At 39.1% G+C, this 11,922-nt stretch carries 13 protein-coding genes; 2 read left to right on the forward strand and 11 right to left on the reverse strand.

Features of this window, described 5'->3' with window-relative positions:
* Positions 1–43 precede the first annotated feature (43 nt).
* Positions 44–1,381, forward strand: coding sequence for an FKBP-type peptidyl-prolyl cis-trans isomerase (locus HDF25_RS19420; protein ID WP_184627832.1), 1,338 nt, complete (start codon positions 44–46; stop codon positions 1,379–1,381).
* 43 nt (positions 1,382–1,424) lie between these two features.
* Here the strand turns inward: HDF25_RS19420 and HDF25_RS19425 are convergent, their stop codons facing one another.
* Entirely contained in the window at positions 1,425–2,009 is a 585-nt protein-coding gene (locus HDF25_RS19425; RefSeq protein ID WP_184627833.1) for a PhnA domain-containing protein, read from the reverse strand.
* Between the two features lie 95 nt (positions 2,010–2,104).
* Positions 2,105–2,401 carry an ArsR/SmtB family transcription factor gene (locus tag HDF25_RS19430; protein WP_184627835.1) on the reverse strand — a complete coding sequence of 99 codons (297 nt, stop codon included), beginning with the start codon at positions 2,399–2,401 and terminating at the stop codon, positions 2,105–2,107.
* Positions 2,402–2,627: 226 nt separating this feature from the next.
* Between HDF25_RS19430 and HDF25_RS19435 the strand changes: the two genes are divergently transcribed.
* Complete coding sequence (locus HDF25_RS19435; protein WP_184627838.1) at positions 2,628–4,511, forward strand: gamma-glutamyltransferase family protein; 1,884 nt, start codon at positions 2,628–2,630, stop codon at positions 4,509–4,511.
* A 17-nt stretch (positions 4,512–4,528) separates the two neighbouring features.
* Here HDF25_RS19435 and HDF25_RS19440 read toward each other — a convergent pair whose 3' ends face one another.
* From HDF25_RS19440 to HDF25_RS19480, 9 genes are all read right to left on the reverse strand, one after another.
* Positions 4,529–4,774: a hypothetical protein gene (locus HDF25_RS19440; RefSeq protein WP_184627840.1), complete on the reverse strand. Its 246-nt coding sequence runs from the start codon at positions 4,772–4,774 to the stop codon at positions 4,529–4,531.
* 4 nt (positions 4,775–4,778) lie between these two features.
* Complete coding sequence (locus tag HDF25_RS19445) at positions 4,779–5,117, reverse strand: hypothetical protein (protein WP_184627842.1); 339 nt, start codon at positions 5,115–5,117, stop codon at positions 4,779–4,781.
* Positions 5,118–5,243: 126 nt separating this feature from the next.
* On the reverse strand, positions 5,244–6,344 hold the full coding sequence (locus HDF25_RS19450; RefSeq protein ID WP_184627844.1) for a serine hydrolase domain-containing protein: 1,101 nt from the start codon (positions 6,342–6,344) through the stop codon (positions 5,244–5,246).
* 19 nt (positions 6,345–6,363) lie between these two features.
* Positions 6,364–6,921 (reverse strand): hypothetical protein, encoded by a 558-nt coding sequence (locus tag HDF25_RS19455; RefSeq protein ID WP_184627846.1) that lies wholly within the window; start codon positions 6,919–6,921, stop codon positions 6,364–6,366.
* 3 nt (positions 6,922–6,924) lie between these two features.
* A complete protein-coding gene (locus tag HDF25_RS19460) occupies positions 6,925–7,317 on the reverse strand; it encodes an acyl-CoA thioesterase (protein WP_184627847.1) in 393 nt (130 codons plus the stop codon).
* Positions 7,318–7,365: 48 nt separating this feature from the next.
* Positions 7,366–9,705 carry an FdhF/YdeP family oxidoreductase gene (locus HDF25_RS19465; protein ID WP_184627850.1) on the reverse strand — a complete coding sequence of 780 codons (2,340 nt, stop codon included), beginning with the start codon at positions 9,703–9,705 and terminating at the stop codon, positions 7,366–7,368.
* Between the two features lie 2 nt (positions 9,706–9,707).
* Positions 9,708–10,058: a DUF7009 family protein gene (locus tag HDF25_RS19470; RefSeq protein WP_184627852.1), complete on the reverse strand. Its 351-nt coding sequence runs from the start codon at positions 10,056–10,058 to the stop codon at positions 9,708–9,710.
* Positions 10,042–10,923 (reverse strand): formate dehydrogenase accessory sulfurtransferase FdhD, encoded by an 882-nt coding sequence (fdhD, locus tag HDF25_RS19475; RefSeq protein WP_184627854.1) that lies wholly within the window; start codon positions 10,921–10,923, stop codon positions 10,042–10,044. The genes HDF25_RS19470 and fdhD overlap by 17 nt, the downstream gene beginning before the upstream one ends.
* Positions 10,924–11,018: 95 nt before the next feature.
* Positions 11,019–11,606 carry a molybdenum cofactor guanylyltransferase gene (locus HDF25_RS19480; RefSeq protein ID WP_184627856.1) on the reverse strand — a complete coding sequence of 196 codons (588 nt, stop codon included), beginning with the start codon at positions 11,604–11,606 and terminating at the stop codon, positions 11,019–11,021.
* Positions 11,607–11,922: the final 316 nt, after the last annotated feature.

Below are 11,922 nucleotides of genomic sequence, written 5' to 3' on the forward strand. Positions count from 1 at the left end.
GGCAAGGACAGTTGTGTCTGGTTGAGGTTCTAACTTAGCCTTTATGCAAAAACAAATTATAAGAAACTTATTGTTAGCCCTTTTATTTTTTTTTGGTAAAAGCAGCTTAAAAGCTCAGATTACGCAGTTCCCTTTTGAGTTTAATGGAAAACATCTTTATATAAAAGTACAGGCTAATCAAAGTGATTCGCTCCATTTTATATTTGATACAGGAGCAACAGGTGCATCTATAGATTCTGCAGTTGCCGAGAAAACAGGTATAAGCAAAGAAAACCGTAAGATAGTATTGATTGCTGGCTCGGGTGGGGTTAAGAATTATACGATGGCCTTACACCAAAATTTAAACGTAAGAGGGGCGGTGATTAAGAATGTAGATCTTTCATTAGTTAATTTTTCTTCACTTTCAACTGATATTGGTGTAAAACTGGACGGTATACTTGGGTATGAGTTACTAAATCAATATGTGACAAAACTGGATTTTGATCGTAAGATAATATCATTATATAATCAGATTACAGCTGTAGATACCTCCGGATATACGGCTATTCCATTTGAGTTTAGTAAAAATATCCTGATTCCCCGGTTTCCGGTTTCTATTACACTGGCAAACGGAGAAACCTTTACCGGGAAGGTGATGTTTGATACTGGTAATACCTTCTCACTGATTGTAAGTACTCCCTTTAGTAAATATCATGATTTTGACAGCAAATTGGGTAAAACTGGTTATACAGTAGGGAGAGGGATGAACTCTTTCACCAAAGACCAGTTGGCTGTCATTAATTCCATGTCATTTGATGGTTTTAAATTTGGACAGATGAGTATCAGACTCACAGTGAATGATCAGGCTGTACCAAAAGATGGTTATCTGGGGATTTTAGGGATTGAGGTCATTAAGCGGTTTAATGTAATTCTGGACTATAAGCATCAGAAAATTTATCTGAAACCAAACCAGGCATATTCGACCGCTTTTAATATGGAAGAGCTCAAAGTCTCTCTGAGTGCTAAGGAAAGTAAAGAATTTCTGGAGAAAAATAAGACCAGACCAGGTATTAAAGTAACGTCATCGGGGTTGCAATATAAAATTCTGAAACAGGGGGATGGGCCAAAATCCACAATGACTGAGCGGGTCAGCTTACAGTATACTGCAAAGCTGGTTAATGGACAAAAATTATGGAGTACTTATGATAATAACAAACCATGGGTACATCGCCTTGATAAAACACTGGAAGGGGTAAGAGAAGCGGTGTTGATGATGCCTGCCGGCTCAAAATGGATATTATATATTCCCTCTTCACTTGCCTTTGGCGATGCCGGAGACGGGGATATTCCTCCAGGCGCTGCAATAATTTTTGAGGTGGAAGTTCTTAAATCAGCTATTTAACAGCTGATTTAAGAATCATTCAAAGAATTTTTTCTGCAGGGAATTATCCCTGTTTTCTTACATATTTAGTCAGGATTACAATAACCTGTCCTTCAATTTTACCTTCTATCTGATCGGTATTGTTTTCTACCAGGCGAATATTTTTAACTACAGTGCCTAATTTTGCGCTGAGTTGAGAGCCTTTTACATCTAAAGTTTTGGTGAGAACTACAGTGTCACCAGTCTGAAGGATACCACCAATACTATCTTTATGAAGCTCAACAGTATCTGTATCATTGTCAAGTCCACCAGCTGCTTTAGCCCAGGCAAGTCTTTCTTCATCAAGATACATCATATCAAGATTATCCATTGCCCAGCTTTCATTACTCAGACGGTTTAACATGCGCCATGAAACTACCTGTACACCAGGAACCTCACTCCACATACTTCCTGTTAAACAACTCCAGTGTTTACTGTCAAGTTCTTCTCTTTTCTCAATTTGTGCCAGACACTTATCACAGATGATGATGCAATTGTCTTCAGTACTGGTCGATTGGGGAGGAACTTCATATAATTTCAGGGATTCTCCCGACTGACATAGTTCACATTTGTTTTCGCTTCGTTCCAGTAATTGTTCTTCCAGTTTCATCTCTTAATTATTAATAGATGGCGAAGGTAATTATTTTAGACGGGAATAGAGTATAAGGATCCTTCAGGTAAGATTTCAGCTCTAAATCAGTATTTTTAACAGAATGATTTTTCAGTTGTTTTTTTTTTGACCTTTAGAAAATTAATCCATTCTTGGATACGCTGAAGTCCCTCAGGATTCAACATGCAGCAGCGTTCCCTGCCTTTTTCTTCTACAAAAATAAATCCTGCTACTTCCAATACCTTAATATGTTTAGAAATAGCTGGTCTGCTGATATTGAAATTTTTGGCAATTTCATTAATCGAAAGCTTCTTTTTAGAAAGCATCATCAAAATTTCCCTTCTGCTTGGATCGGCAATTACCTGGAAACTATCTAGTTCAAAGTTGTTCATGCAATATGTCTAAAGGATCGTTTCATAAATTATAAATGCAGGTTATTCAAAGATATGCGTAACTCGTATTTATGCAAGGATTCTGATTGTATTATTTATAAACATTCTATATAGACGGTATCCAGATTGTGACAAGATCGCAGGAATTGCATTGAACTGGTCTTTTAAAATTGTTTAATTTAGGGTTTTATGAATCTTGCAAAAGAAGAACAATAAACATAAACAGATGAAACAATTGATATCCTCATTATTTATTTCTGCCGCTTCTGTGATGTCTCTTTCTGCACAGCAAACGCAGAAACCTATATTATATGGGCATAACTGGATGGCAATTACAGGTAAGCCTCTGGCAGCAACTGCCGGTGCAATGACCTTTCAAAAAGGTGGAAATGCAGTTGATGCAGCTTGCGCCATGCTGGCAGCAACCTGTACCATGTGGGATACCTTAAGCTGGGGAGGTGAGACCCAGGCATTGATTTATAATCCGGTAACCAAAAAAGTAATTGCTATAAATGCAATGGGAGTAGCCCCCACAGGTGCTACCGTTGAGTTTTTTAAGAATAAAGGATACAATTTTCCGCCTGAATATGGTCCACTGGCTGCTACCACACCAGGTACACCCGGAGGGCTTATCTATATGTTAATCAATTACGGGACATTAAGTTTGGAAGAGGTCCTTGCGCCTGCTATGCAAATGGCTGCTGGTTACCCAATAGAAGCTCAGGCTGCAAATACTATTGAACATGGAAAGGAACAAATCAAACAATGGCCTTATAGCAAAAAGGTTTTGCTTACCCATTTAGGAGAGAAAAGAGAGGCACCCGAAGCTGGTGAAATTTTCGTACAGCAAGATTTATTGAAAACGCTTAGTCAGATGGTTGAGGCAGAACGTAAAGCGCTGAAGCAGGGTAAAAGCAGAAAGGAAGCGCTGATGGCTGCTTATGATCGTTTCTACACTGGGGATATAGCCCGAGAATTTGTACGGGGGAGCAAGGAGCAGGGTGGGCTCATCACTATGGAGGATTTGAAAAATTGGCGCCCCATAGAAGAAGAACCTCTTACTGTGAATTATAAAGGAATTGACGTATATAAGCTAAAGCAATGGACCCAGGGCCCGGTAATGTTACAAGCATTAAATATTCTGGAGAATTTCGATCTCAAAGCTATGGGATATAATTCGACAAAATATATTCATACACTTTATCAGGCTATGAACCTGGCATTTGCGGACCGTGATTTTTATTACGGAGATCCATATTCAAAACCTATTGAACCAATGAAAGGTCTGCTGAGCAAAGACTATGCGAAGCAACGTGCCGGTCTTATTCATTACGATAAAAACAACCCTGATATCGGTCCGGGTAATCCTTATCCATTTGAGGGTAGAGTAAATCCTTATATCAAACTACTCAAAAGCAGGGGATATGAACTCGATACGACCAAAAGAAATTTTGCTCCGGCGCATGATATGACTAATTATACACCCGAGTCAGTCTACCTGGAAAGGTTATGGTTAGGGACGACTTCAATAGAAGCAGCCGATAAAGATGGTTGGGTTGTATCCGTGACCCCAAGTGGTGGGTGGTTACCTGCTTGTATAGCAGGAAATACAGGGATAGGTATGAGCCAGCGCATGCAGAGTTTTGTGCTTGATTCTACAATAAATCCTTTCAATGTGCTGGCCCCGGGTAAGAGGCCGAGAGTAACCCTTTCTCCTTCAATGGCCTTAAAAGGTGGAAAACCATTCTTGTCTTTTGCGGTTCAGGGAGGAGATACACAAGATCAGAACCTTTTACAGTTCTTTTTAAATGTAACAGAATTCGGGATGAATGTACAACAAGCGACAGAAGCAGCAAACTTTAACACCAATCAGCTCTGGCTTTCTCTGGGAGGTACCAAAACAGCAGACCGGATGCCTAAACCAGGTCAGATTTTATTAGATGATCATACAACCGAAGCAACACGGGACGAGTTGAAGAAAATGGGTTATACATTAAGTTTCGGCGCGAGAACCAGCGGCCCCATCAATGCGATATACTTTGACTGGAAACATGGAAGTTTCTGGGGAGGGTCCAGTAACCATGGAGAAGATTACGGGATTGGTTGGTAGTTATTCCGATCTTTTGATTATAGAATAAAGATGAAACTTGCCTGGGATGAATTGCCCACAAAGAATTTTATAGCTGATTTAGCCACTGTGATCCCTGTAGCTAAATCAGCTATAATACCTGGGAAATCATTTTCCAGGTATTGCATATCCGTAGATTCAGGAACCCTGATCAGTAAATCACCGCCGCTGGTTCTGATTCTCCAGTCTTTAAATGTCTGTTGTTGTTGAAGGATCTGTTTCCATTCCTGCTGATACTTGCTCATTGCCCTATAAATTAAGCTGTATTACCCTTGCCGGATCATCATAATAAAGGTAATCATTAAATAAAGTTCTGTTATAGCCACTGCCTGTGAATCCAACCCGTGTATGATCTTTATCATAATTAGTCCATAGCAATACCGTAATTATAGGTAATCTATGATTGTAAGGGATGGTTTGATAACCATAGACATTATAACTCTGGGTATTATCACCAGTTTTGATACTAATGGTGCAATTGCCACAGGTCACTTCAAATCTGTAATCAGAATCAGGTATTCCATCAGATACTCTGACACATGAACTTAATAAAACGCAAAGTAATAACAGTGATAATAATTTAGTCATTATGAAAATTTGGATTCCCAAAGTTAATTATTAAAAGCAAATTATTGTTTTTGATGTGATAATATAGCATGAATAGCTATTAGTACATTGATTTATAGTTTGTTGTGAAATAAAATAGATGGATGATTATCTTTCTTTTAACTTGCGCATGAGCTGATCGATCCCTTGAGTTGCACTTTCTGTAGCTGAGTTAGCAAATATAATATAGCCAATACCTTTTCTCCGGTCTATATCAACCATAGTGAAATAGGTACCCGCGGAACCAGCATGAGAGGATAAATCAGTATTATTCTCAATGATATTGGCCCAACCCATTGCATAATTCTCTCTGCATCTGTGGAGGAAGTTATAGGTGCTTGCGCTAAGATAATTATCCTGATTATTCAGACCTTTCAGGTTAAGCTGGATGAATTTAATATAATCGGGAAGGGTGAGATTAAGATCACCGGCGGGTTCAATATAATTCAGATTATATTCTATTGTTGATGCAAGGGGTGTCAGCTTGTTGTTTTCAATAAGATGGCCCCAGGTATCTTGCTTTGACTGGTTATTCGGCCATGAAAAACCAGTCAAAATATTTAAGTCTCTGTTGAAAGTTTCTAAGATCATATCTTCCCAGCTTTTATTGGCTACTTTTTCCAACATTAATGCTGCAAGTGTATAACCAGCATTCGAGTATGTATATTTTGAACTGGTGTCAATATCAACTGGTTTCTGAGATAATACAAAATGTCCGAAACTCTTTCTTTTTTGTACTTTAGTTCCTTTGAACTTGGGAACTTTATTCCATTCTTCTCCTGCTGTGAAGGGCTGGATTCTTGCTCTGTGAGATAGAAGATCCTGAAGTGTTATCTTTAAATAAGCGGGATTTGAATCTTTTTTCCATTCCGGAAATAAATCAAAGAACTTTGTATCCCATTTGATTTGATTTTTCTCAACGGCCTTAGCTATTATAAAGGCAGTCATTGCTTTCGTATTCGAACCAATATGAAACCTGTCTGTGACAGAAGCCGTATCTGGAAGATTGTTGGCGTGATGACCTGAAAAGGATATTTCTATAGTAGAATCCTTAGTAATTACTGCATAAGCAAGCTCAGGTATCTGATATGCGGTACGTAGAGAATCGGCATACCTGCTGTTCTTTTGTCCAAGGCTAAAAGTTGAAAAAAACAATTGTGTAAGTAGGCATAGCGCTATTATTCTATAATTTATGAACTTCTTTCTCATCAATTGTCTGGCATTGGTTTTATTGAAATTTAATCAACTGTTTTCTGATCTGTTTTACTTTTGCAAAAAATCCAATACTCTCTTTATCTATAAGGAAGTCCATAGTTTGGAGAAGTTCTTCTTTAATCCAGTCATGTTTTGTCGTTAAATTAGCTAAAATATTCAGGCAATGTGATTTTATTGCAACCGGAACTTTCTCATCAATCAACCAGCTGAAAATAGTATCTGCTAAAATCCCGGTATCATAATCTGCAATGATTTTTCTGATTTCCGGTGAAGCATTTTTTCTGGTCATTAACGCCAGAATTTTGCTGTAATGCCGGCGTGCTGAAAGATTGTTTTGCGCAGGGAGTTTAAGCAGGAAATAATTGGCCTGAGTTAAGAATCTATCCTGCTGTAATGAATACACATTTTCTAATATCCATGCAGCCCTGAATGCAATTTGCTCATCGTGGTAAAAAGTTAAATCAATTAATTCTTTAACCAAAAAGTTCTTTGAAGCAATGATCGCAAGTTTTTCTACCTTACTTTTCTGAAGCGTCGTTTTTAAGTCCTCAAGCAGGGTACTATAGGGCATGGTTTAAAGATTTAACGTGTCAAAAATCTCTCCTCTGGTTAATTTTCCATTGATTTGGGCAATGACTTCGACTTTAGCCTTGAGACATAGGGCTTGATCTGACACACGAAAAATATCTTCAAAAAAGACTAGCTTTAATCCTTGTCTTTCGATTCTCAGCTTTACTGAAAAAGTATCTCCCGAAGTAAGTGATTTTTTAAAATCCATTTCTATCCTGGATACCATTAACAGGATGCCGTTGTTAGTCAGTTCCTTAAAGGAAATGTTTTTTGACTGTAGGTACTCATGACGGGCATGTTCCAGGTAGGATTGATATATAGCATTGTTTACAATGCCTTGTATATCGCACTCATAATCTCTTACTTTTAATTGAATCTCGAATATGTAATCTTGCATAAGGTCACAAAGATCAAAATAATATTTTATCTATAATCTCTTTGATAATCACAATTGATCTATCAGCTTATATATGTTAGGGTTATGTTTTTTTATTTTAATCCTGACAAATTTTGATGCTGGCATATTACTTTCTCCAACAACATTGTTAATGGATACTAAGACGTTTGTTTCGGGAAAATAAGTTACAGTATTCCTTTCTGGTATCTGATAAGAAACAATAACGAATAAAGGAGCAATGCGTTCAATACCATTGTCATAGTTAAACAGATCTACCTTTTCACCGTCTGTAAACCCACCTTTTTCAATATCTTTTTGATTCATAAACACCACCCGCCGTTCGTTCTTTATACCACGGTACCGGTCGTCAAGGCCATAAATTGTGGTGTTAAACTGGTCGTGTGTACGTGTAGTAGCCATCAGGTATTCATCTGGTGCAAGTAGATTGTCAGGCGTAGTGGTTAACGTAAATGGCGCACGGTCGCCATATTTTTTAGTGATGAAATTGCCTTCACGCGCAGCATTAGGCAGATAAAATCCTTCCTTCTGCCGTACTCTAACATTATAGTCTTCAAAACCCGGGATACATTTTTCAATGTCATCCCTTACTGCATCATAACTATCCGCGTACCGTTGCCAGTTGATAACTGACTTGCTCCCTAAGGTTGCCATCGCCATACGGCAGACAATCTGCATTTCGTTAACCAGGTTATCGGATATAGGTTTAAGTATACCCTTGGATGATTGAACGATACCCATTGAGCTTTCTGTACTTACAAACTGAGCTTCGCCATTCACCATGTCGACATCACTTCGTGAAAAGGTTGGGAGTATGATGGCTTCCTGTCCATGTATGAGGTGGCTTCGGTTAAGTTTGGTAGAGACACAGACACTTAAGTTAATTTTCTTAAGTGCTTTAGCAGTATAGGTTGTATCTGGTGTTGCCGATAAAAAATTACCCCCCATGCTAAAAAGGACTTTGACTTTATCTTCCTGCATAGCCTTGATGACCCCGACCACATCATAACCGTGTTTGCGCGGAGGTGTAAAGCCAAAAACGTTCTGTATGCGATCCAGTTGTTCGTCACTAGGTTTTTCATTAATCATCATGGTACGGTTACCTTGCACGTTACTGTGTCCCCGAACCGGGCAGACACCAGCTCCAGGCTTACCTATACTTCCTTTAAGCAATAGTAAATTGACAATTTCTCTAATCATATCCACCCCGTTTGGTTGCTGAGTGAGCCCCATTCCCCAACAAAAAATGATACGTTTTTTGAACGCCATCATCTGAGCTGCCTCATAAATTGCAGCTTGCGATACGCCAGAAGCTTCTGCAAGATCTTCCAGTTTATAATCTTCAAACTGTTTAATAAAAGCATCATGTCCAACGGTTTTCTCTTTTATAAACTGGTGATCGAATACTTCTCCGGGAGATTTCTTTTCAAAATCAAGTAATAAGAGCTCAAGGGCCTTTAAAAGCGCCATGTCGCCATTTATTTTGACAGGGAGATAAAGATCTGCGAGCTTAACGCCATTTCCAATAATGCCATAGATTTGCTGGGGGTTGCGAAATCCCATCAGACCAGCCTCGGGCAAAGGATTAATCGCAATGATCTTAGCTCCATTTTTTTTGCCTTTCTCAAGCGCACTCATCATTCTGGGTGCATTGGTTCCCGGGTTTTGTCCAATGATTACAATAAGATCTGTATCGTAAAAATCATCCAGTTTTACCGTTCCTTTGCCAATCCCAATTGTCGGCAGTAAAGCAGTACCAGATGTTTCGTGGCACATATTTGAACAATCAGGCATATTGTTTGTCCCAAATTCTTTTGCAAAAAGCTGGTATAAAAAAGAGGCTTCATTACTGGTTCTTCCGGAAGTGTAAAAAGCAGCCTGATCTGGTGTTTCCAAAGCATTCAGGTGTTCTCCGATTTTTTTAAAGGCATTGTCCCAGGAGATAGGCTCATAGTGAGTACCTCCTTTAGGTATATACATAGGTTCTGCCAGTCTGCCCATACGGCCTATTTCAAAATCCGTTAATTTGGCCAGATCATAAACTGAGTTCTTTTTAAAGAATTCAGCGGTGACTTTTTTGGTAGTCGCTTCATCAGCCAGGGCTTTCGCTCCGTTTTCACAGTATTCTCCAAGAGGGGACCGATCGTCATCGGGATCGGGCCAGGCACAGCTTGAACAATCAAAACCTCCTTTTTGGTTCATTGAGAATAAAGCCCTGGTTCCGCGGATCGGGACTCCTTCCTCAAAAAGGTCACTAAATGCTGCCATGACAGCAGGAACACCTGCGGCCCATTTTTCCACCTTGGTTAATTTCAGGTCTAATAGTTTGTATGGGTTTTCTGCTGCGGGTTCTTTCTTGTCTTTTTCCATAGCTATTTGTTTAATAGTGGATTGGGAAAATTATCGCTTTGATCTTCTTCAACCTGATCAAGGCAGGTAAAGTCCTTTTCAACGAGTAAACTTACAGGACCATTCCGATCATCAAAACCCACCTTGTCTGTGGTATTGAGCTCGTCGATCATTATCTTTGGCATGTTTAATACAATTTTGTCACCGATATAATCAGCTGTCAGCGTATCATTATTTGTCGTTACAATTATGTATGTCAGCGTTTTACCTGCGAATGCTGTATGTTCTTCCAGATGGCCTTCTGACCCCAGTTTCGCTACGTCCGATTTGGTTAGCCGATATCTCAGCGAGTTGCCTTTAATCCTGATTTTCATGTGATGTCGGTATTAATATTCGATCATTTGAAGTATATATATTGAATCTGTCTTCTCTTAAAAATCCCAAAAGTGTGATGTCAAATTCGGAAGCAAGTTCTACGGCAAGACTTGAGGGAGCACCAATGGCTGCTACAATGGAAATTCCGGCCATAGCAGCTTTTTGAATGAGTTCAAAACTTGCTCTTCCACTAAGTAATAAGATGTACCTGTGTAAGGGTAGGAGGTTACTGGCCAAAGCACTGCCAATTAACTTGTCCAGAGCGTTATGTCGTCCAACATCTTCCCGCAGAAGAACAAGTTCTCCTTCTAAGGTGAAAAGCCCGGAGGCATGGATCCCGCCTGTTGCGGTAAAACCACTTTGGGCTGCTCTTAGTTTCCCTGGTAATCCGTAAAATATAGTTGTGGATATGCTTAACAGGGGAGTGTCCAGCTCACTAAAGGAGCTAACAGTCCTTATAGACTGAATTGAGCTTTTTCCACAGACCCCACAACTGGAGGTTGTATAAAAATTCCTGTCCGTTTGCATCAGGTGGGGGATGCAATTTTCTGTGAGTTCTACCTGAACAATGTTTTTCTTTTGTGATGCGCAATCCATGTCTGTGTGATAGGCATCTGCCACATCAAGATAGGAAGAAATAATACCTTCTGTGAATAAAAAGCCAACTGCAAGATCCAGGTCGTTACCCGGCGTACGCATCGTCACAGAGATGTTTTTTTGTATCCGCTGTGCCTCAGGTCCGTAAGTTATTCTTATTTCAAGCGGTTCCTCAACAGAGAGTATGTCCGGCAACAGTGAGCTTGTTAAGCCGTTCACCTTTCTGACGGGTATATGCTTAGTGGAAACCAATTGTAAATCCTCCAATTCCTTATGATTTTAATAAAAGATTGCTTTATAAATTTAATCAAAAAACGTGCAAAAAGCAATTATCCAGGGGACATTTCGCCAATTGAGCCAAGCTATAGCTGAATGTCTTTTAAATCGCTTAACGTGTTGTAGTTGTTGAAATAACCGGTCCATTTTTCTGCAACCGGGAGATAACTGGGCTTCAATTGATCAAGGGCATATTTCATGCTATGTTTATGCAATTCCTGATTCGTAAATAGAGTGTATATCCTGGACAATGCTTTTGCAGAATATATACTACACAGAGGTTCAGGATGTTTATCCTTTATCAGGACCAATGCGTCGGTCGGGTTATCCTGGTACTCTTTAAAAATATAGGTCAATAGATCAGGTTGCATGTTTATCATATCACAGGCAAGTATGAATAAATCTTCATCTGGATAAAGCAGATGTATGGTCAGAATGCCTCTAAGGGGCCCGCCAATAGATAATGCAGGGTTATCTGTAACTAGCAGGTGGGTAGGAAAGATAGATTGGTATGAGCTTAACTGCTGTGTATTTACTGATACAATAACAGGAATTTGCAATGAGGACAATTTGTTAAATGCTTGTTGCACCCACGTTTGTTGCCTATACTGCAACAGACCTTTATCTTTGCCCATTCTTACGCTTTGCCCGCCTGATAAAATTACACCAATCATTTTTTATATTGAAAATTGCAAGTCTGTTTCCTGTTTTTTACTAATGTAAATTTAAAGAATATATCAACAGCCTTCTAAATTCAAAAACGAATTTTCGGTCTATAGGCTGATATAAAGATGGTTTGTATTCGCATAGTGTTCGGGGTTGGAATAGGGTTGATATAGCCCAGAGCTATATCAACCCTATTCCAACCCCGAACACTACACAGACAGTAACTTAATTGTCCTATACTGAGATAAGTTTACAGTAAAAAGTGAATTACTGATTTGTGTTTACAATGATAGTTTTAATTCCTGTTTGTTGTTTACAATGATT

The sequence above is a fragment of the Pedobacter cryoconitis genome (assembly GCF_014207135.1).
In the GTDB taxonomy this organism is placed as follows: Bacteria; Bacteroidota; Bacteroidia; order Sphingobacteriales; family Sphingobacteriaceae; genus Pedobacter; species Pedobacter cryoconitis_D.